The organism is Streptomyces sp. NPDC059454 (assembly GCF_042749965.1).
In the GTDB taxonomy this organism is placed as follows: domain Bacteria; phylum Actinomycetota; class Actinomycetes; order Streptomycetales; family Streptomycetaceae; genus Streptomyces.
Genome location: NZ_JBHYVC010000092.1, coordinates 1 through 19,679, shown reverse-complemented (window position 1 = coordinate 19,679; position 19,679 = coordinate 1). Strand labels below are relative to the sequence as shown.

23 protein-coding genes and 1 pseudogene are annotated in these 19,679 nt (G+C 71.8%); 11 read left to right on the top strand and 13 right to left on the bottom strand.

The window, feature by feature from the left end:
* Positions 1-378: hypothetical protein (locus tag ACFXAE_RS34630; RefSeq protein ID WP_384723147.1), on the bottom strand; the 378-nt coding region annotated here is incomplete at its 3' end.
* Between the two features lie 328 nt (positions 379-706).
* On the opposite strand from ACFXAE_RS34630, the gene ACFXAE_RS34625 reads away from it, so the two are divergent.
* Together ACFXAE_RS34625 and ACFXAE_RS34620 are read left to right on the top strand one after the other, a co-directional pair.
* Positions 707-1,318: a hypothetical protein gene (locus tag ACFXAE_RS34625; RefSeq protein ID WP_384723144.1), complete on the top strand. Its 612-nt coding sequence runs from the start codon at positions 707-709 to the stop codon at positions 1,316-1,318.
* Positions 1,319-1,336: 18 nt separating this feature from the next.
* Positions 1,337-1,636 (top strand): hypothetical protein, encoded by a 300-nt coding sequence (locus tag ACFXAE_RS34620; RefSeq protein WP_384723140.1) that lies wholly within the window; start codon positions 1,337-1,339, stop codon positions 1,634-1,636.
* A gap of 119 nt (positions 1,637-1,755) precedes the next feature.
* Here the strand turns inward: ACFXAE_RS34620 and ACFXAE_RS34615 are convergent, their stop codons facing one another.
* Entirely contained in the window at positions 1,756-2,862 is a 1,107-nt protein-coding gene (locus ACFXAE_RS34615; protein ID WP_384723137.1) for a hypothetical protein, read from the bottom strand.
* A 213-nt stretch (positions 2,863-3,075) separates the two neighbouring features.
* Positions 3,076-3,237: pseudogene (locus ACFXAE_RS34610) on the bottom strand (DUF4291 family protein); the annotation flags it as partial.
* 93 nt (positions 3,238-3,330) lie between these two features.
* Here ACFXAE_RS34610 and ACFXAE_RS34605 point away from each other — a divergent pair.
* Positions 3,331-3,816, top strand: a complete 486-nt coding sequence (locus ACFXAE_RS34605; protein WP_384723134.1) for a nuclear transport factor 2 family protein — start codon at positions 3,331-3,333, stop codon at positions 3,814-3,816.
* Positions 3,817-3,886: 70 nt separating this feature from the next.
* On the top strand, positions 3,887-5,452 hold the full coding sequence (lnt, locus tag ACFXAE_RS34600) for an apolipoprotein N-acyltransferase (RefSeq protein ID WP_384723131.1): 1,566 nt from the start codon (positions 3,887-3,889) through the stop codon (positions 5,450-5,452).
* On the opposite strand, the gene ACFXAE_RS34595 is transcribed toward lnt, so the two are convergent.
* Both ACFXAE_RS34595 and ACFXAE_RS34590 read right to left on the bottom strand, forming a co-directional pair.
* Entirely contained in the window at positions 5,376-6,281 is a 906-nt protein-coding gene (locus tag ACFXAE_RS34595; protein WP_384723150.1) for a Gfo/Idh/MocA family protein, read from the bottom strand. The two genes, lnt and ACFXAE_RS34595, sit on opposite strands and share 77 nt — an antisense overlap.
* A gap of 14 nt (positions 6,282-6,295) precedes the next feature.
* Complete coding sequence (locus tag ACFXAE_RS34590; RefSeq protein ID WP_384723128.1) at positions 6,296-7,474, bottom strand: FAD-dependent monooxygenase; 1,179 nt, start codon at positions 7,472-7,474, stop codon at positions 6,296-6,298.
* Between the two features lie 87 nt (positions 7,475-7,561).
* Between ACFXAE_RS34590 and ACFXAE_RS34585 the strand changes: the two genes are divergently transcribed.
* From ACFXAE_RS34585 to ACFXAE_RS34575, 3 genes are all read left to right on the top strand, one after another.
* Positions 7,562-8,164, top strand: a complete 603-nt coding sequence (locus tag ACFXAE_RS34585) for a TetR/AcrR family transcriptional regulator (RefSeq protein ID WP_384723125.1) — start codon at positions 7,562-7,564, stop codon at positions 8,162-8,164.
* Between the two features lie 30 nt (positions 8,165-8,194).
* Positions 8,195-8,707 carry a DinB family protein gene (locus tag ACFXAE_RS34580; RefSeq protein WP_384723122.1) on the top strand — a complete coding sequence of 171 codons (513 nt, stop codon included), beginning with the start codon at positions 8,195-8,197 and terminating at the stop codon, positions 8,705-8,707.
* Positions 8,708-9,192: 485 nt separating this feature from the next.
* The gene (locus ACFXAE_RS34575) at positions 9,193-9,351 is read left to right on the top strand and encodes a hypothetical protein (protein WP_384723119.1); all 159 of its coding nucleotides are present in this window, start codon (positions 9,193-9,195) and stop codon (positions 9,349-9,351) included.
* Here ACFXAE_RS34575 and ACFXAE_RS34570 read toward each other — a convergent pair.
* The 5 genes from ACFXAE_RS34570 to fabG all read right to left on the bottom strand — a co-directional run bounded on the left by ACFXAE_RS34570 (position 9,348) and on the right by fabG (position 14,287).
* Complete coding sequence (locus ACFXAE_RS34570) at positions 9,348-9,863, bottom strand: hypothetical protein (protein ID WP_384723116.1); 516 nt, start codon at positions 9,861-9,863, stop codon at positions 9,348-9,350. The genes ACFXAE_RS34575 and ACFXAE_RS34570 overlap by 4 nt on opposite strands.
* Before the next feature lie 139 nt (positions 9,864-10,002).
* The gene (gene ung / locus ACFXAE_RS34565) at positions 10,003-10,686 is read right to left on the bottom strand and encodes a uracil-DNA glycosylase (protein ID WP_384723113.1); all 684 of its coding nucleotides are present in this window, start codon (positions 10,684-10,686) and stop codon (positions 10,003-10,005) included.
* 201 nt (positions 10,687-10,887) lie between these two features.
* On the bottom strand, positions 10,888-12,474 hold the full coding sequence (locus ACFXAE_RS34560; protein WP_384723110.1) for an ABC transporter substrate-binding protein: 1,587 nt from the start codon (positions 12,472-12,474) through the stop codon (positions 10,888-10,890).
* Positions 12,475-12,753: 279 nt separating this feature from the next.
* The gene (locus ACFXAE_RS34555) at positions 12,754-13,512 is read right to left on the bottom strand and encodes an SDR family oxidoreductase (RefSeq protein ID WP_384723107.1); all 759 of its coding nucleotides are present in this window, start codon (positions 13,510-13,512) and stop codon (positions 12,754-12,756) included.
* A gap of 13 nt (positions 13,513-13,525) precedes the next feature.
* Positions 13,526-14,287 (bottom strand): 3-oxoacyl-ACP reductase FabG, encoded by a 762-nt coding sequence (gene fabG, locus ACFXAE_RS34550; protein ID WP_030865253.1) that lies wholly within the window; start codon positions 14,285-14,287, stop codon positions 13,526-13,528.
* A 292-nt stretch (positions 14,288-14,579) separates the two neighbouring features.
* Here fabG and ACFXAE_RS34545 point away from each other — a divergent pair, with 292 nt between their 5' ends.
* Entirely contained in the window at positions 14,580-15,161 is a 582-nt protein-coding gene (locus ACFXAE_RS34545; RefSeq protein WP_384723104.1) for an excalibur calcium-binding protein, read from the top strand.
* Between the two features lie 151 nt (positions 15,162-15,312).
* Here the strand turns inward: ACFXAE_RS34545 and ACFXAE_RS34540 are convergent, their stop codons facing one another.
* Entirely contained in the window at positions 15,313-15,696 is a 384-nt protein-coding gene (locus ACFXAE_RS34540; RefSeq protein WP_384723101.1) for a DUF3037 domain-containing protein, read from the bottom strand.
* Entirely contained in the window at positions 15,693-16,457 is a 765-nt protein-coding gene (locus ACFXAE_RS34535; protein ID WP_384723098.1) for a HipA family kinase, read from the bottom strand. Before ACFXAE_RS34535 ends, ACFXAE_RS34540 begins: the two co-directional genes overlap by 4 nt.
* A gap of 198 nt (positions 16,458-16,655) precedes the next feature.
* Between ACFXAE_RS34535 and ACFXAE_RS34530 the strand changes: the two genes are divergently transcribed.
* The gene (locus ACFXAE_RS34530) at positions 16,656-17,156 is read left to right on the top strand and encodes a Rieske (2Fe-2S) protein (protein ID WP_384723095.1); all 501 of its coding nucleotides are present in this window, start codon (positions 16,656-16,658) and stop codon (positions 17,154-17,156) included.
* A 41-nt stretch (positions 17,157-17,197) separates the two neighbouring features.
* Positions 17,198-17,668 (top strand): pyridoxamine 5'-phosphate oxidase family protein, encoded by a 471-nt coding sequence (locus tag ACFXAE_RS34525; RefSeq protein ID WP_384723092.1) that lies wholly within the window; start codon positions 17,198-17,200, stop codon positions 17,666-17,668.
* Here ACFXAE_RS34525 and ACFXAE_RS34520 read toward each other — a convergent pair.
* Positions 17,643-18,590 (bottom strand): LysR family transcriptional regulator, encoded by a 948-nt coding sequence (locus tag ACFXAE_RS34520; RefSeq protein ID WP_384723089.1) that lies wholly within the window; start codon positions 18,588-18,590, stop codon positions 17,643-17,645. The genes ACFXAE_RS34525 and ACFXAE_RS34520 overlap by 26 nt on opposite strands.
* A gap of 75 nt (positions 18,591-18,665) precedes the next feature.
* On the opposite strand from ACFXAE_RS34520, the gene ACFXAE_RS34515 reads away from it, so the two are divergent.
* The gene (locus ACFXAE_RS34515) at positions 18,666-19,613 is read left to right on the top strand and encodes a DMT family transporter (RefSeq protein ID WP_384723086.1); all 948 of its coding nucleotides are present in this window, start codon (positions 18,666-18,668) and stop codon (positions 19,611-19,613) included.
* Positions 19,614-19,679 lie beyond the last annotated feature (66 nt).

Genomic DNA, 19,679 nt, shown 5'->3' with positions numbered 1-19,679 from the left:
CGGGCCCTGGCCGAGACGGACCCGATCCGCGAGCGCGGCCAGGATGCGCTGGTAGTCCGCCGACAGTGCCGTCCGGGCCAGCCCTTCGCGCCATACCGGAACCTGCGACTTCGCCTTCGCCGCCACGGGCGTCGACGCCTGCACCCCTGCTTCCAGCCCGGCACGGCCCGGTTGCTCGGCGGCCACCGCGTCGGCTGAATCGCCGCCCGGCGCGGACAGCACCGCACCAACGCGCTCGCGGGCGATCGTCCACTCCAGCCATTCCTGCTCGGCCGCTGCAAGCTCGGCCTGGATGCGGTCGGCCTCCTCGCGCAGCCCGTCCACACGACGACGGGCGGCAAGCTCGTGCTGTTCCAGCAGTCCGACAACCGACGGCATCCGCAACCTCCACGGGAGCGACGAAACGATGGTCCATCACTCCCACACCGACGCCGCACCTATCCCTGACCAGCGAAAACGCAGTCGTCAGACTCGGAAAGACAACAGCCTCTAAGCGAGCTGTCGAAGAGGACTGGCGAGGTGAGATCGAGGGTCTCGATCTGACGCTCACCTTCTTGCGGAGCAAGCGCGAGCAGGCCCGCCGTTTCCAGCGCAGCGATCCTGTCTCCCTCGGAATGCCTGCGATCTCCCATCAGAAACCCCAGGCCACAGACAGGTGAGCAGCTCTGCGAACACCAGAAACGCGGCCTGGGCCAGAATCAGGGGCATGGATGTTCCCAAGCTGCTGGAAGCTGCTTCCCTGCTCGTCCCCGAGGAAGTCGCCACCGATAACGACATCACGGTGGCCGACGTCTGGGAGTACCTCACCCAGGACGAGTGGGAGGTGGCTCTCGGGCTGCTGGAGGAACTCGGAGACGTCCAACCGCTTCCACTCAGCTTCTGGGAAGCTCTGGCCACCGCAGCTGAGCAGATGCGGATGGAGAAGAGCGCGGCCTGGTGCCACTGGCGCTGCTACGAGACGCGCAACGGCATCATCCGGGCCGACCTCGCCCTCCGCCCGGCCGCGGAGGCCAGACGACAGACGCCCATCTCCGGCGCCGGGGTCCTGCGACCGATGTGGAACATCGGAAACCGAACCCCGACCGGCGAACCGGCCCTCAACATCGCCATGCTCTGGGTTGAGCGCACGCCCTTCCTCGAACCTGGCGGGCGAGCCTCGGTGCGACTCGCGCCCCTTGACCCTCAGCAGTGGCAGCACCTTGAGCCCGGCCAAGTGATCACCATGCACGAGGACCGATCCGTGGCCGGGACGGCAGTCGTCCTGGAGGTTCAGCGACCCTGCGGCCACACCCACGGCATAGAGTCGAACGATCAGTAACGACCGGGGGAGGGGAACATGGCGCAGCGGAGTTGGCAGCTCAGACAGGGTGAGCGGCTGGTGGGAACCTTGGCCCTCGAAAGCGGCGACATGTTCTGGTCCGACTGTCGTTTCGAACCCGGCCCAGCCTGGGAAGGGCTTGCTCCCCTGTTCGCCGCTTCCCGTGATGCCTGGCGCCGTGGTGACGAGGATGCGGCCTTGGCCGCAGACGAGACGATCTATGCCCAAGACCTTGCCCTCGTTCCAGACAGCGGCGCAGCCCCGATCACGGAGTTCCTGATTCGGATCGAGGGAGAAGTCGCCCGATTCCGTCACTGATCCGACGCGGTCACGCTCCTTCGGACTTCTCACGCCCGCTGACTTTGTGCACGAGATGGGAAGCAGATGTCGACCACTTTGGGAGGCACGAGAGTCTGGTGCTGTTCGATGCCGGACGGTCAGAAGAGGCCAGCCGAGGTGTTCTGTGTGAGGGTCTCAAGGATCGGGCGCAGCCATGGGCTGCGTACGGCTGGTAGCCGGACCAAGGTGTGTTGGAACGTTCCCCGGTCGGCACGGAACAGGTGGTTGGGGAGCAGCGGGGGCGGGTAGTCGCGGAGGACATCTCGGGCTATGCGGCCCGACGCGGGAACCGGCAAGTTCGGTTCGGGAGAGGCCAGCCACAGCCACACCCCCAGCGGCAGGGGCACCAGGTATGCCGGTGCGGTCGGGTCGGCAGGGGTCCAGGTCCGGCCCGTCTGGGGGTGGACGGGGACGAGGAGGATGTCGACGTCCACGTCCGGGGAGGGCTGTCCCGGTCCGGCCAGGACGGCGCGCCGCTTCGGGGTGCCTGCCGGCAGCAAGGCGTCGAGCGCGCGTTGGAAGACGTCCGCGGTCAGGCCGCCCGGGACCTCCACCGGCTGCCCCTGGGAAGCGATGAGCAGGTGGGCGAGTGCCTGGCCGCCTGCCGCCTCCCACTGCGGACTCCACGACCAGTAGTGGTTCGGCCCCAGCCGTCCTCCCCACGTGGCGATCGGCTCGAACGGGGGCGTCTTCTCCCCCGTCTCTGCCAACTCCGCCCAGGAGAGCGGCGCGGCGTGCATACCGTCGACGGGGACGCGGTGCACGACGTCTGAGCCGAGTCGCACCATCTGCCAGAGGGAGCAATCGTCGACCCTGGTTGCCACGGGGAGGTCGCATGCCTCGCAGGCCATGTTGGGCCCGTCGGCCCCGTCGAGGCCACAGCAGGCACCGCCACGCTTCTCAGGAATCAGCCGGGTTCCGCGGATATCACCGGGCGCGATGACATTCGCCCCGGTCGTGCCGTCGGACAGGGCGTGGACCGGAGCGTAGATACCGCGTGCCTCAGCCTCGCCCGGATCAATCTCGTTCCACATCCGCCACGGCCCTCCCCAGGGTTCCGGGTCCACGGCAAACGTCCCTGACTCCATGAGTACCGGAAGCTGGGCCCCGTTCCCGTACTGCTGACGTGCGTGGACCGGCAGTGCGACCTGGGACAGCGGGATGGTCAACTCGGCCCCGCATCCCGCACACACGAAAACGAACAAATTTCCTCCGGATGGGAAACGGACGCATCTTCGCAGCTCACCGGCAGCCGGCCAACATGATTTCTCATCCGCTGCGGGAACGGCACCAGCCACTGTCGTGGAGGATCGACGCAGCGCGATCAAGTGCTAGCTGCGCCTCGGACTACGGCAGGCGACTCACTCGGTGTTCGAATCCTGGTGTGCTGCAAAGCCAGCCCGCGTTGGTGCAGAGAAGATCCATGTCATGCGCTCCCGGTTCCAGGACGACGGGAACCGGCCGTGGCGTACCGCGGCCTGGCCGATCTTGGGGCGGTATGCCTGGTAGACGGTGACGGTGGAATCGGTGTGGTGGGCGCGCACCTCGAACTTCGGGTGCCGTTCCGGCTGATCGTTCACGGTGTACAGCCTCGGCCGCGGCGTGCGTCGAAGGCCAGTGAATATCCGCGCACGACCCTTGGCCGCGCTCGCCCCATGGCCAACACTGAGCCGATGACGCAGCGTGTGGAGCTCGCGACCGTGAGGGACCGACTGGCCGTGGACGGGCTCGTCACCGAGTACGCGGTGGCCGTGGACGACGGTGACTGGGAGGCGTACCGGGAACTGTTCACGCCGGACGGGCGGGCGGACTACCGCTCGGCCGGCGGCATCGAGGGCAGCGCCCGGGCGGTGGCCGGATGGCTGGCGGACCGTCTCGGGGGCTTCCCCGTGCGGCAGCATCTGATCGTCAACCGGCGGGTGCGGTTCGGGATCTGGGAGCAGGACACCGGCGACACGGCCCAGGTACAGGCCGACTACGTCAATCCGATGGGCCGTACCGGACAGGGCGGCACCTCCATCGCTCCGGACTTCGTGTGCGGCGGCCGGTGCGCCTTCGCGATGCTGCGCACGGACGACGGCTGGCGGCTGAGCGAGGTGGTCGTACGGGAGAAGTGGCGCCGCCTGTCCGACCGGCGGACGGCTCCTGTGATCAGCTGAGCCCGGCGTGCACTGTCCCGGATCACCGAGGGGACGCACACTGGAGGCACCACGGGGTAGGGAGGCGCCTATGAAGACGCTCGGCCACTGGCTCGCCTCCCCCTGGCGGCGCTCGACCGTCGCCGCGGTCGTGGGCGCCCTGCCCGTCCTGGCCTTTCCGGCCCCGTCCCTGTGGTGGTTCGCCTACGTCGCCCTGGTCCCGTGGGTGCTGCTGGCCCGTACCGCCCCCACCGGAAGGCGGGCGGCCTGCGACGGCTGGTGGGGCGGGTTCGGCTTCATGCTGGCCATGCACCACTGGCTGCTGCCGAATCTGCACGTGTTCACGTTCGTCATCGCCGCCCTGCTGGGCGCGCTGTGGGCGCCGTGGGGGTGGCTGGTGCGAAGGCTGCTCGGCGGAGTGCCGTCGAGCGGGCGGGTCGCCGCCGCGCTCGTCGTGGTGCCGTCGGGGTGGCTGGCGATCGAACTCGTCCGCTCCTGGCAGGGGCTCGGGGGCCCCTGGGGCGTGCTCGGTGCGAGCCAGTGGCAGGCGGGGGCCGCGCTGCGGCTGGCGTCGGTCGGGGGAATATGGCTGCTCAGTTTCCTGGTGGTGGTCCTGAACGTCGCAGTGGCCGTGCTGCTCGCGGTCCGGCAGGCCCGCGTGCCCGCCGTGGCCGGACTCGTCGCCACGGCCGCCGTCGCCTCCGCCGCCTGGGTGTACGCGCCCCGGCCCGGCACCGACGACCGGGTCAGGATCGCGCTCGTGCAGCCGGGTGTCGTCGCCGGGCCCGCCGGCGCGGACCGGCGTTTCGACCGTGAGGAACAGCTCACGCGTGAGCTCGCCGGGCAGGACGTCGGCCTGATCGTCTGGGGCGAGAGCAGTGTCGGCTTCGACCTCGGGGACCGGCCCGACCTCGCGCGGCGGCTCGCCGCGCTGTCCCGCGACACGGGCGCCGGGATCCTGGTCAACGTGGACGCCCGGCGGTCGGACAGGCCCGGCATCTACAAGAGCTCGGTACTGATCGGCCCGGACGGTCCGACCGGCGACCGGTACGACAAGATGCGGCTGGTCCCCTTCGGCGAGTACATTCCGGCCCGCTCCCTGCTGGGCTGGGCGACCTCCGTCGGAGAGGCCGCCGGCGAGGACCGCCGGCAGGGCTCCGAGCAGGTGGTGATGGACGCGGGGAACGGGCTGCGGATCGGTCCGATGGTGTGCTTCGAGTCCGCGTTCCCCGACATGAGCCGGCACCTCGCCGGGGACGGCGCCGATGTGCTGCTCGCCCAGTCCTCCACATCGACGTTCCAGCGGAGCTGGGCCCCCGCGCAGCACGCCTCGCTCGGCGCGCTGCGCGCCGCCGAGACCGGCCGCCCGATGGTGCACGCGACCCTGACGGGCGTCTCCGCCGTGTACGGACCGGGCGGGGAGCGCGTCGGCCCGCGGCTCGGCACGGACACCGCCGCCGCGCAGGTGTACGAGGTTCCACTGGCGCACGGCACCACGCCCTACGTCCGCTTCGGCGACTGGCCGCCGCACGCGGCGCTGCTGGTCCTCGGGGTCTGGGCCGTCACCGGGGCGGTGCGCTTCAGGCGGGGCGCTCGTGGACCGCTCGCACCACCCGCTCGCACAGCTCATGGGTCGCCAGCGCGTCCCGGGCGCTGAGCACCTTGCCCGCGCGGACCGCGTCCAGGAAGGCGAGCACCGCCTGCTCGATGCCGCGCTGCCGCGACACCGGCACCCAGTCGCCGCGCCGTCGCACGGTGGGCTGTCCCTTGTGGTCGATCACTTCGGCGAGGTTGACCACCTGACGCTTTGTGTCCTGTCCGGAGACCTCGAGGATCTCCTCGGCCGAACCGCTGAGCCGGTTCATCACGCCGAGCGCGGTGAAGCCGTCCCCGGAGAGCTGGAGCACCACGTGGTGCAGCAGGCCGTTCTCGGTGCGGGCGCGCACGGTCACGTCGTCGACCGCGCCGGGCACCAGGAAGCGCAGGGTGTCGACGACGTGGATGAAGTCGTCGAGGATCATCGTGCGGGGCTCCTCGGGCAGCCCGACGCGGTTCTTCTGCATGAGGATCAGCTCGCGCGGATGGTCGGCGCACTGGACGTAGCCGGGGGCGAAGCGGCGGTTGAAGCCGACGGCGAGGCTCGTGCCCCGTTCCTCGGCGAGCTCCACCAGCCGCTCGGAGCCGGCGAGTTCGTAGGCGAGCGGCTTGTCGACGTACGTCGGTACGCCCGCCTCCAGGAGACGGGTGACGATCTCCGGGTGGACCTCGGTCGGCGCGTGCACGAAGGCCGCGTCGAGGTCCTGGGCGATCAGGGAACCGAGGTCCGTGTGGCGCCGGCCGGGCGGGAGGTGGAGGCCGTCGGCGACCCGGTCGAGGGTCGCGGGGGTGCGGGTCTGCAGGTGCAGCTCCACTCCGGGCTGGTGGGCGAGCACCGGAAGATAGGCCTTCTGCGCGATGTCGCCGAGTCCGATGCAGCCGACCTTCACCGTGTGTGCTCCCCTCACCTGTCTGCCGTGGTCCGGGAAGCATACGGCTGCTGCGGCGGGCGCCAGTCGGCGATCCCTTCGAAGCCGCGCAGGAACAGCGCGGGAGCGGCCTTCGACAGCGCGGCGAGCGCGTTGTCGCGCACGACGGTGCCGACGCGTCCGGTCCTCATGCTGAGGCGGGCCACCCGCACCGCCCGGCGGGCGATCGCGGCGGTGCGGGGCAGCCGGGCCGCGGTGTAGGCGGGCAGGTCGCCGGCGTGGTGGGCGAGGGTGATCGCGTCCTCGATGGCCTGGTTGCCGCCCTGGCCGAGGGTGGGCGGCATGGCGTGCGCGGCGTCGCCGACCAGCGCCACCCGGCCGTGGTGGAACGCGGGCAGCGGTTCGGCGATGTGGTGGACGTCGTGGCGGAGTACGTCCTCGGGGCGGGCGGCCCCGAGGACTTCGGGGACGGGGGTGTGCCAGTCGCCGTACAGCCGCAGCAGTTCGGCCCGCTCGTCGTCCGGGGCGTGCTCGCCGGCAGGCGCCGGCGCGGCGGCGTACGCGTAGACGCGGCCGTCCTTGAGCGGGTGCGTGCCCCAGATGCGGCCCCGACCCCAGGTCTCGTGCGAGGCGAACTCCGCGCCGGGCAGGGGGATCACCAGTCGCCAGGTGGTGAAGCCGGAGTACACCGGCCCGGGGTGGCCGGGGAAGAGCTCGCGGCGCACGGCGGAGCGGATGCCGTCGGCGGCCACCACCAGATCGGCTTCCAGTTCGCCGGCGGGGGTGCCGACCCGGGCGGGACGGCCCGGGTCGCCCGGGTCGAGGAGGCGGGCCGCGGTGCCCGTGCGGACGGCTCCGGACGGGAGTCGCGCGGCCAGGTGACTGATGAGAGTGGCGCGGTGGAGCAGGACGAGCGGTCCGCCGAAGCGCTCGGCCGCCACGGCGGCGTCGGTGCGGGACAGCCACCGGCCGCCGGGCGCGCGCAGCCCTCCGTCGCCCTGCCAGGCCGACAGGGCGCGGATGTCGTCACCGAGCCCGATGACGTCCAGCGCGCGAAGCGCGTTGGGCGACAGGGAGATGGCGGCGCCGACCGGTTCCAGGGACCCGGCCCGCTCCAGCACCGTCACCCGCGCACCGCGCCGGTGCAGGGCGGCGGCCGCGGTCAGGCCTCCGATCCCGCCGCCGATCACGATCGCCCGCTCGAGACGTGCCATGGCTCCTCCTCCTGCTGAAACTACACCTGTAGTGCACTCCGGGATCCAACGTACTACAGCCGTAGTGCGACGGGTAGTTTGACTTCCATGTCCGTACGCACCCCGGGCGCCGCCCGTGCCGATCTCGTCGCCGACGCCGCCCTCGACCTGCTCGCCGAGCGCGGGATGCGCGGCCTCACCCACCGGGCGGTCGACGAGGCGGCCGGGCTCCCCCAGGGATCCACCTCGAACCTGGCGCGCACCCGGCAGGCCCTGCTGGAACTGGCGGTACGACGGCTCGCCGAGCGGGAGGCACGGGTGCTCGCGCTGCACGAGATGCCCGATCCCCGGGCCGGCGCCGGCTCCCTGGTGGACGCCCTCGCGCTGGTCGCCCACCGCGCGCTGACCGGCAACCGGGAGCTGACCCTCGCCCGCTACGAGCTGGCCCTGGAGGCCACCCGCCGCCCCGAGCTGCGGGCGTACTTCGACGCGGCCGGCGCCCGGTTCCGCGATCAGCTGACAGCCCTCGTCACCGGACTCGGTTCCACGGATCCCGAGCGCCACTCGCTGTCGCTGATCGCCTGGGCGGACGGCCTGATGTTCTCCTGCGTGGCCGGCTCGTTCAGCGCGCGCGTGCCGGGCCTCGCCGAGGTGCGCTCGGACCTGGAGGAACTCCTGGCCGGAATGCTCGGGGCCGAAAAACCCTGGTGAAGTGGATCAGCGCCGGGCCAGGATGGCGGCATGACGACCGAGCGCACCGAACCCGCCAACGACGCCGACGAGCGCACCATGCTGGAGGGGTGGCTCGACTACCATCGCCGCACCCTCGCCCGGAAGTGCGAGGGGCTGACCGACGACCAGCTGCGCACGGCGTCGGTGCCGCCCTCGGACCTGTCCCTGATGGGGCTGGTGCGGCACATGGCGGAGGTGGAGCGCGGTTGGTTCCGCCAGGTCCTCGCGGACGAGGACGCCGGGCCCCTCTACTTCAGCGAGGCCGACCCCGACGGTGAGTTCCACCTCACCGACGCGGACACCTGGCAGGAGGCGTACGGAACCTGGCAGGCCGAGATCGACACCGCCCGGCGCAACGCGGCCGGCTTCGCCCTGGACGACCTGTCCCGGGGCCGCAGCAGGCGCACCGGCGAACCGTTCAGCCTGCGCTGGATCTACACCCACATGATCGAGGAGTACGCGCGGCACAACGGCCACGCCGATCTGCTCCGCGAGCGCGTCGACGGCGCCACCGGCGACTGACGTCACCCCCGGCACCTCCGAAGGCCCCCGTACGGGGCGGGAGATCACCCGTGCGGGGCATGCTGCGCCTGTCCGGCCTCCCCCGGGCGGCCGGAGCCAGCAGAGTGGCGCGGGTGCATCGAACGACGACCACAGCAACGCTTCTGGTGACCGTGGCTGTCTCGGCCCTCTCGGGCTGTGTGACGGTCCACCGCCCCCTCGCACCCGGACCGGCGACGGCAACGGCACCCTCCCGGGAGTCGGAGCCACGTCCGGTCGGGGGGAACGAGACGGAGATCGTGCAGGCACCGGCCCGCGAGGCCCTGGAGATGATCGGCCCGGCCCGGCCCTCGAAGACGCCGGCGCCCCCGGCGCACCGCGCCGCTCCCGGGGCCACGCCGGAGCGGAGGACACCGCCCGACGACCGGAACGGGCAGGACCGGCCGACTCGCCCCGAAACCGGCGGGAACGGCCGGCCGCGACCTCCCGCGAGGGATCTCCCCGACGTGCCGGAGCCGATGCGCCGTGACGCCTCCGGCGGACCGGACGTGTGCGCGCTGGGCAGGCAGTACGGCGGCTGGCGCCCGGGCAGCCAGGAGGCGGCCATCTGCGAGAAGACGTACGGGAGCCGAACCGGCCGGCGTGCGTACGGACACCGGTCCTAGGAACGTCGTCCCGGCGGCCACCGGCCCTCGGGCGTTCCGTCCTCGTCCAGCCGGATCTCCAGCCGCCGGATGGCGGCCCGTACGCCCTCGCCGTAGCGGTCGTCGGCCAGGGTGCGGGCCGCGCCCCGGGCCCGGTGGAGATGGGTACGGGCGGCGTCGGGGCGGCCGAGGCGGGCATAGTCGGCGGCCAGGTTCAGCTGCAGGGACGGATAGAGCGCACGCACGGCCAGGGATCCCTCGTGCGCGCCGACGCGGTCGCCCGCGACCTCCTCGGCCGCCGTCAGCGCCCGCAGGTCCCAGGCCAGTTCGTCCTCGGGGTCGTCCTGCGTGTCGGCGAGGTAGTGGGCCAGGGTGCAGCGGTGCAGCGGGTCCCCGTGCTCGCCGATCTCCGCCCACAGGCCGAGCAACCGGTGCCGGGCCTCCGCGCGGTCCCCCGCGTGGTGCAGCATCACGACCTGACCGATCCGCGTGAGCACGGCGTCCGGCGCCGCCCGATCCTGTCGCTCCGCCACCACGTCCTCCGCACCGCTCGCCGTCTGTCGCCCCCGACGCTAACCGCAGGCCGGGGCGATACCGGACAAGCCGCTCCGTAGTACCTCGAGCGGGCCGGGTGCGGGGCCGACGGAGCGGTCCGCACCCGGCAGGGCGGCGTCAGTCCAGGTTCGGGACGGTCCAGTCGATCGGCTCGTGGCCCTGCGCGGCCACCGCCTCGTTGATCTGCGTGAACGGCCGGGACCCGAAGAACTTCTTCGCGGACAGCGGCGAGGGGTGCGCTCCCTTGACCACCACGTGCCGGCTCTCGTCGATCAGCGGCAGCTTCTTCTGCGCGTAGTTGCCCCACAGCACGAAGACCGCCGGGTCGGGGCGGTCCGCCACCGCGCGGATCACCGCGTCGGTGAACCGCTCCCAGCCGCGGCCCTTGTGGGAGTTGGCCTCACCGGCGCGGACCGTGAGCACCGCGTTGAGCAGTAGCACGCCCTGCTCGGCCCACGGCATCAGATAGCCGTTGTCCGGGACGGGCGTGCCCAGCTCGGCGTGCATCTCCTTGTAGATGTTGCGCAGGGACGGAGGGATCTTCACGCCCGGACGGACGGAGAAGCACAGGCCGTGCCCCTGACCCTCGCCGTGGTAGGGGTCCTGGCCGAGGACCAGGACCTTCACCTTGTCGTACGGCGTGGCCTCCAGCGCCGCGAAGACCTCCTCGCGGGGCGGGTAGACCGGACCGTTCGCCCGCTCCTCCTCGACGAACTCGGTCAGCTCCTTGAAGTAGGGCTGCTGCAGCTCGTCGCCCAGAACCCCGCGCCAGGACTCGGGCAGCATGGCGATGTCGGTCACGTCAATGTCCTTACGTGTGCGGTCGCTTCCAGACCACAGAACCTACAGGCGACCACTGACATCGACCGTGGTACGCAGGTCCCGGTGGTCGTGGCTCCACCACTGACTGACGTCCTGCCGGACCGTCTTCCGGTTGTTCCGTCCGGCCGCCGGGGCCTGTTCTCGTGGCTCAACCGGCCCGGCGGACAGTCGTACCCGGCCCTACCAGCTGGTCTTCCGGGAGAGCTCCCACAGCATCATGATCGTCGACGGGTCCAGCGCCCGCTCCGCGCCCGAGATGTCCCGGCTCGCCGCCACGTGCTGCCTGCCCTGCCACAACGGCAGCAGCCGCGCGTCGTCGACGAGGATCCGCTGGGCCTCCTCGAACTGCTTCACCACGTTGCCGCGGTCGCTCTCCCGGCGGGAGCTGGGCAGCAGCTCGGTCGTGATCTCGGTCGCCTCGTAGGGCGTGCCGAGCGCGTTCTGCTTGCCGACGAACGGGGCGATGAAGTTGTCCGCGTCCGGGAAGTCGGGGAACCAGCCGCGCCCGAACACCGGGTACTCGCCCTTCCGGTAGCCCTCGGCGTACGTCTTCCAGGGGCGGCTCTTGAGCGTGATGTCGAACAGCTTCGACGCCTCCAGCTGGCGCTCGAGCTCCTTGAACTCCAGCGCGGTCCCGGAGCCGTAGCGGTCCGTGGTGTACCAGAGGGTCAGCGGGACCGGCTCGGTGATTCCCGCCCTCGTGAGGATCTGCCGGGCCTTGGACGCGCTGGGCTCGCCGTAGTCGTCGAAGAAGCCGGTGGTGTGCCCGGTCAGGCCCTTGGGGACCATGGAGTACAGCGGGTCGACGGTGTCCTTGTAGACCTTGTGCGTGATCGCCGCGCGGTCGACGACCTGGGCGACGGCTCGGCGCACCTCCTTCTTGCCGGCCCACGGGTCCTTCGGGTTGAACACCAGGTAGCTGATGTCCATCCCGGTGCCGTCGATCAGCTGGAGCTCCTCCTCCTTGGAGGTCTTGCCCTGGAGATCGATGATGTCGCCCGCCGCCAGACCGCGGTAGGTCAGGTCGATCCGGTCGTCCCGCAACGCCTTGACCATGGTGCCGGAGTCCTGGAAGTAGCGGATGGTCACCGCGTTGTTCCGGCGTTCGGCGAAGCCCTTGTAGCGGTCGTTGCGGGCGAGTTCGGCCTCCTTGCCCTCCTCGTACGACCGGAGGGTGTAGGGCCCCGAGCCGACGACGCCGTCGTCCTTTCGCAGGGCGTCGGCCGGGTAGGCGTCGGGGTCGACGATGGACATCGCCGGGGTGGCGAGCACGAACGGGAAGGTGGCGTCCGGCTTGTTGAGGTGGAAGACGACCTCGCGCTCGCTGGGTGCCTGCACCCGTTCGAGGCTGCCCAGCAGACCGGTCGGACCGCCGTTGACGTTGATCTGCCGGATCCGGTCGATGGAGTGCTTGACGGCCTCGGCGTCGAGGGTGCTGCCGTCGGAGAACGTCAGCCCCTCGCGCAGCTCGCAGCGGAACACCTGGTTGGAGCTGTCGGAGAACTCGCAGCTCTTGGCGGCGTCCGGCTGCGGGGTGGTCGCGCCGACCGGGTAGCTCAGCAGGGTCTGGTAGATGTTGCGGAACAGCTCCCAGGAGCTGTCCCAGGAGGCGGCGGGATCCAGCGTGCTGGGCGAGCTGGTGGTTCCCACGACGATGGGTCCCTCGTCGTCCGAGGTGTCCGACGACAGGACGCCGCATCCGGTCACCAAGGACGCTATGGACGCGATGGCCGCCACCCGCCGCAGGCATCGGTTCCGGTTGAACACGCGCACGCTCCTCGATCTGCCGTCCCAAGAGTCGGCAGACCATACCGCAGTGTTCGCCCCGTTGACCCCCCTCTGTGCGGCCCTTGAGATCAACTCCCCGATGACTACGTTGTCACGCACCGTCGCGACTCCGATACGCCGACACGGACGCCGTTTTCGTCGACGGACGCCCGTGTCGGACCGCCGGAACAGAGGCCCCGCGCGGGCGGTTGTGCCACCCGCGCGGCGCGCGGAACCGTCCCGCGCGGCGCACGTGTCGCACCGCGCGGGGCGTTCGGTTCAGGCGACGCCGGCGTTGAGGAAGATACCGCCGTCGACGACCAGGGTCTGGCCGGTGACCCAGTCCGACTGGCCGGAGGTGAGGAACGCGGCGGCACCGCCGATGTCGGAGGGCACGCCGAGTCGGCCCAGCGGGTAGCCGGCGGCGGCCTCCGCCTCCCGGCCCTCGTACAGCGCCTGCGCGAACTTGGTCTTCACCACGGCCGGGGCGATGGCGTTGACCCGCACCTTGGGCGCGAACTCGTGCGCCAGCTGCTGGGTCAGGTTGATCAGCGCGGCCTTGCTGACGCCGTAGGCGGCGATGAACGGCGAGGGCGCGATGCCGGCGACGGAGGCGATGTTGACGATCGCGCCGCCGTTGTCCTTCTGCCAGGCGTGCCAGGTCTTCTGCGCGAAGCCGAGCGCCGAGATCACGTTGGTCTCGAACACCTTGCGCGCCACGTTCAGGTCGAGGTCGGCGATCGGCCCGAACACCGGGTTGGTGCCGGCGTTGTTGACCAGGTAGTCGACGCGGCCGAAGGCCTCCATCGCGCGCTCGACGGCGACGGCCTGGTGGGCCTCGTCGTGCGCCTTGCCGGCGACGTACACGGCCCGGTCGGTGCCGAGCTTCTCGACGGCCTCCTTGAGGGCGTCCTCGGTGCGGCCGGTGATGCAGACCCGGTCGCCGCGCGCGACGAGCGCCTCGGCGACGCCGTAGCCGATGCCGCGGCTGGCGCCGGTGATCAGGGCGACTTTGCCCGAGAGTTCCACAGCAGTCATGTTCCCGGTCTTCCTAGTCGAGCGGTCCGCCGGCGACGTACAGCACCTGGCCGGAGACGAAGCCGGCCGCCTCGCCGGTGAAGAAGGCGATGGCGTTGGCGATGTCCTCGGGCTCGCCGACGCGGGCGACCGGGATCTGGGTGGCGGCGGCGGCCTTGAAGTCCTCGAAGCCCATGCCGACGCGGTCGGCGGTGGCCTTGGTCATCTCCGTGGCGATGAAGCCGGGGGCGACGGCGTTGGCGGTCACGCCGAACTTGCCGAGCTCCTTGGCGAGGGTCTTGGTGAAGCCCTGGAGACCCGCCTTGGCCGCCGAATAATTGACCTGGCCCCGGTTGCCGAGCGCGGAGGAGGAGGACAGGTTGACGATGCGGCCGAAGCCCGCGTCCACCATGTGCTTCTGGCATGCCTTGGACATCAGGAAGGCACCGCGCAGATGCACGTTCATGACCGTGTCCCAGTCGGAGACGCTCATCTTGAACAGCAGGTTGTCGCGCAGCACGCCCGCGTTGTTGACGAGGATCGTGGGCGCGCCGAGCTCCTCGGCGATCCGCGCGACGGCCGCTTCGACCTGCGCCTCGTCGGAGACGTCGCAGCCGACCGCGATCGCCTTGCCGCCGGCGGCGGTGATCTTCTCGACGGTGTCCTTGCAGGCGGCCTCGTCGAGGTCGATCACGGCGACCGCGCGGCCCTCGGCGGCCAGTCGTACGGCGGTGGCGGCGCCGATGCCGCGCGCGGCGCCGGTGACGACCGCGACCCGCTGCTCAGTGGTGGACATTGCTGCTTCTCCTCGCGCTTGGGATGCGGCTCCTGCGGTCGGACCGGAATCGGTGAGCGACCGCTTAGTACCTTCAGCAGACGTGACGCTAGAAGCCCTGGCACCCGGTGTCAACGGCACACCGCGCGTGTGTGATCCATTCCCCGCGCGGCGCCCCTCTTCCGCCCGCCACGGTCGTCACGCGCACGGCATCCGCGCGGAGCACCCGATCGGCCCCGCGCTGCGCGCCCTCGCGCCCGGCGGCCCATAGCGTCGAGACGCGAGCCACCCGCAGCCGGAAAGGAGGCGTTCCATGCGCCGTCGCACCGGTGCCATGGGCATACTGATCGCGCTCGCCGCGATCGTGCCGTTGGCCGACCCCGCCCACGCCCAGGACCTGGACTGCAACGACTTCACCTACCAGGAGGACGCGCAGGCCTTCTTCGACACGGACCGGAGTGATCCGCACCGGCTCGACGAGAACCCGGGTCCGGACGACGGAGTGGCCTGCGAGGCGCTGCCCCGGCGCGGTCTCACCTCGTCCACCTTCCGTCCGGCCCCCTCCACCCCGGCACCGACCCGGTCGCCGTCGCCGACGACCGCTTCGCCCACCCGGACCGCGTCACCGACGACCGCCGCCCCCACCCGGACCGCGACTCCCACCACCGCGCCGACAACACGGCCCGCGCCCGCCACCACCGCGCCCGCGGCTCCCACCAGGACACCCGCCGCGCCCTCGACCCCCGCCTCCGCCGCGCCGACGCGCGGTGTGCAGGGCGGGCTGGGCGGCTCGTCGGAGTCCGGACCGAGCGGCTGGGACCTGGGCATCGGCGCGACGTTCGTGGCAGGCGCCGTACTCGCGACCGGACACCTGGTGAGACGCCGCCGGACCTGACGGACCGTGGGCCGGCTGCGGGTGGCCGGTCGCGCCCACGCGGCGGAGCCGCGCGGTGTCACGGCCTCGCGCCCCTCGAGGTGGGTCCGCCGCACCGGCCTGAAAGGGACGCGGGCAACCACGAACCACCCGCAGCCGCCCACGGCCCCGGTCAGCGCACGAGCAGCTCGAGCAGCCGTTCCACCTCCGCCGCCGGATCGGCGGTGAGCCCGGTGTGCACGGGGCCGGGCTGGACGATGGTGGACCGGGGCGCGATCAGCCAGCGGAAGCGCCGTCCGGCATCGTCCAGCGCCGCCTGCCCGGCCGCGTCCCCGCCCGCACAGACGCCCTCGACGGCGCGCAGCGCGGCCCGTACGCCGGGCAGGTCGGCCTTCGGGTCGAGGGCCAGCAGCCGCGCCTCGTCGAGATGGGTGCGGGCCGCGACGAACGACCGGGGGCGGCAGTACACGAGCACCCCGGCGTTGACGCACTCACCGCGTTCGACGCGCGGCACGACCCGCAGCAGCGCGTACTCGAAGACGTGCCGGTCGCTCACTGGTCCCCCTCGAGGCCGTGGATGTGCTGGTGGACGGTGGCCGCGCGGGCGATCAGCGGCCGCGCGTAGGCCGACCGGAGTTCGTCCGGGGTGTCGAAGCCGGGTTCCCCGGTCAGCCAGAGGTCGGGGATCTCCGCGGTGACCTCGGCGAGCAGCTCCTCGGTGACCCGCGGCGCGAGCCGGGCCGCGGCGGACGCGATGTCCGGCGCGCAGGACTTCAGCGCGTGGTCGGAGGCGTCGTAGGGACGGGCGGCCGAGGCCGCCGCGCCGGGCCAGTGGTGATGCCAGATCATCGTCGCGCCGTGGTCGATGAGCCAGAGTTCACCGCGCCGGCGGAGCATGTTGGGGTTGCGCCAGGAGCGGTCGACGTTGTTCACCAGCGCGTCGAACCAGACGATCCGTCCGGCCTCCTCGGGGCTCACCTCGAAGGCGAGCGGGTCGAATCCGAGGGCACCGGAGAGGAAGTCCATGCCGAGGTTGGTGCCGCCGCTGGACTTCAGCAGCCGTTGCACCTCCTGCTCGGGTTCACCGAGCCCCAGCACGGGGTCGAGCTCGACGGTGACCAGGCGGGGCACCCTCAGCCCCAGCCGGCGGGCGAGCTCCCCGCAGACGACCTCGGCGACCAGCGTCTTGCGGCCCTGTCCGGCGCCGGTGAACTTCAGCACGTAGGTCCCGAGGTCGTCGGCCTCGATCAGGCCCGGCAGCGAGCCGCCCTCGCGCAGCGGCGCGATGAAACGGGTCGCGGTGACTTCCTTCAGCATCGCACCAGGCTACTGGCGCGTCGTCGCACGTCGGAGGCGGCCCGGTCGAAACGGCCCGGGGTCGACAGCGAAACGACAGCCGTGATTTACGCCCGTCCGACCGCGGACAGGCCAGGCTCTCGGCATCGCATGAACAGCGCGGGCCCGCTGACCGTACCTCTCCCCAGATCACGCGACCCCCGGAAGGGACACACCGGCATGACCAGCGCATCGCTCAAGCCCGCATCAGGACCCGCCCGTCGAACCGTCGTGGCGGCGGCCGGAGCGGCGGGCCTCGCCGTCGCGCTGACCGCGTGCGGAGGCTCCGACGACGACACGTCGAGTTCCTCCGTGGACCCCGGCTCCGCCGGCGGCCCGTCGGACGACGGCGGCACGGACAGCGGGGGTTCGGGCGGCGGCGAGAACGCCGGTGCCGACCCGCTCGCCTCGACCGCCGACATCCCCGAGGGCGGCGGAAAGGTCTTCGCCGACCGTAAGGTGGTCGTCACCCAGCCGACGGCGGGCGAGTTCAAGGCCTTCTCCGCGACCTGCACCCATCAGGGGTGCGCGGTGAAGAGCATCGCCGACGGGGTCATCAACTGCCCCTGCCACAACAGCAACTTCTCCATCAGCGACGGCAGTGTGAAGAGCGGCCCGGCGACCAAGCCGCTGCCCGCCGTGGAGATCACGGTGAGCGGGGACTCGATCACCCTCGCCTGAGCCGCCGGCACCGGGCACGACATGAGAGACGAAGGGGCCGTATGACCGCCACGCAGCGCCGGGGCCAGAAGATCATGATGACGCCCGGTGAGCTGGACGATTTCCTCACCGTCCAGCGCACCTGCCGGGTCGCCACGGTGTCCGCCGACGGCGCACCGCACGTCAGCACGCTCTGGTTCGCCTGGGACGGCACCTCGCTGTGGCTGTACTCCGTGGTGCGCAGCAGACGCTGGGCGGATCTGCGGCGGGATCCGCGGGTGGCGATCGTGGTCGACACGGGCGAGGAGTACGACGAGCTGCGCGGTGCGGAGCTGTCCGGGCGGGTGGAGTTCGTGGGCGAGATCCCGCGCACCGGCGAACTGCGCGCGGAACTCGACGTTCCGGAGACCTTGTTCGCCCGCAAGAACTTCGGCCTGGACGAGATGCCCCACGACGGCCGGCACGCCTGGCTGCGCCTGACCCCGGAGAAGACCGTCTCCTGGGACTTCAGAAAGCTGCCGACGCTGCCGTAGCGCCGGGGTTCTCCCCGGCCGCCCCGACGCGCTCCCCCGCCGCCCGCAGCGCCCGCACCGCCGCCCGGATCGACGGGCGGCGGTCGGCGTCCGCGCGCCAGACGACGAAGACGTGGCGTCGTACGCGCTGCCGGAGCGGGACGGTCACCACCCCGTCGGGCAGCGGGTCGCGGCCGAGCAGCGGGGCGATGCAGACGCCGAGCCCCGCGGCGGCCAGGCCGAGCTGGGTGTGGCTCTCGGCGGCGCGGTGGCCGATGACCGGCTCGATGCCCTTGGAGCGCAGGGTGAACATCAGCCACTCGTGGCAGAACTCGCCCTCGCCCCAGGTGATCCACTCGTCCTCGGCGAACTCGGCGAGGTCCGCCTCGTCACGGCCGGCCAGCCGGTGGCCGGCCGACATCGCCACATCGGCCGGGTCGTCCAGCAGGTGTGCCTTGACCAGGCCGTCGGGCAGCGGCATCGGCTTGTTGTACCAGTCGAGCACCACCGCGAGATCGAGGTCCCCGCGCACCACTCCCCGGATGCCCTGCTCCGGTTCCTGCTCGCGGGAGCGCACGCGCAGCGCGGGATGCCGCTCGCGCAGGTCGCGGAGGGCCACCGGGAACAGCCCCCGCGCGGCGGTCGGGAACGCCGAGACCCGCAGCTCACCGGCGACCTGTCCGCGCTGCGCCTCCAGGTCGGACTGGGCGAGTTCGACCTGGGAGAGGATGCGCGCCGCGTGCTCGGCGAGCAGCCGGCCCGCGTCCGTGAGCCGGACCCCGCGCCCGTTCTTGGCCAGCAGCCGCTGACCGACCTCGCGCTCCAGCTTGGACATCTGCTGCGAGACGGCCGAGGTCGTGATGTGCAGCCCCTCGGCCGCGCCGCTGACCGAGCCGTGCCGGGCCAGGGCGTCGAGGGTGCGCAGGCGCTCCAGGTTCAACATGTAAGCGATGCTACGAGATACCCCGTGCGAAATCTCGATTGTGCTACGAGATGGATGTCCCGCATCGTTGCGTCCATGAGCAGCGTCACCGCGACCACCACCACACCGGCCCCGGCCGGTCCCGCCCCGGAGCGCACCCGCCCCCGCCTGGACTGGCGGCTGCGTTTCGGCGCGCTCTCCCTGATCTGGGGGTTCAGCTTCCTCCTCATCAAGGTCGGCACCCAGGGCTACGCCCCCTTCCAGGTCACCCTCGGCCGACTGGCCTTCGGTACCGCCGTCCTGGCGGTGGCGATGGTGGTACGGCGGGAGGGGCTGCCGCGCGGTGCGCGCACCTGGGGTCATCTCGCGGTCGCCGGGTTCCTGCTGAACGCCCTGCCGTTCTCGCTGTTCGCCTTCGCGGAGCTGACCATCCCGTCCACGCTGGCCGGCATCTGCAACGCGACCTCGCCGCTGTGGGGCATGGCCCTGTCGCTGGTGGCGCTGTCCGAGGACCGGCCGACCCGGGTGCGGGTGGCGGGGCTGGGCGTCGGCTTCCTCGGGGTGCTGACCGTGCTGGGCGCCTGGCAGGGCTTCGAGGGCCTGGACGCCCGCGGCACGACGCTGGCCCTGCTGGCCTCGCTGAGCTACCCCGTCGGCTGGATCTACGTCCGCCGAACTCTGGCGGGCAGCAGCCACTCGAACCTGTCCCTGACCGGCGGCCAGCTGCTGCTGGCCACGGCCCAGCTGGCCGTCGTCACACCGCTGTTCACCACCCCGCCGACCCGCTTCGCCGTCGGCCCGCTGCTGGCGATCGCCGCGCTGGGCATGCTGGGCACGGGGCTGGCCGTACTCATCCAGTACGGCCTGGTCGCCGAGGTCGGCCCGACGACCGGCCAGATGGTCACCTACTTCGTCCCGGTGATCGCCGCCGCGGCCGGCATCGTGCTCCTGGGCGAGACATTGACCTGGTCGACACCGGTGGGCGCGGCGGTCGTCCTGGCGGGCGCGGCACTGACACAAGTGAGACCGAGGAAGCCGGCGTAGCCACGGCTGGGCCACCTGCCCCGCCACCGCGGCAATCACCCCACCGCCCCGGCCCCCGCCCTGCCC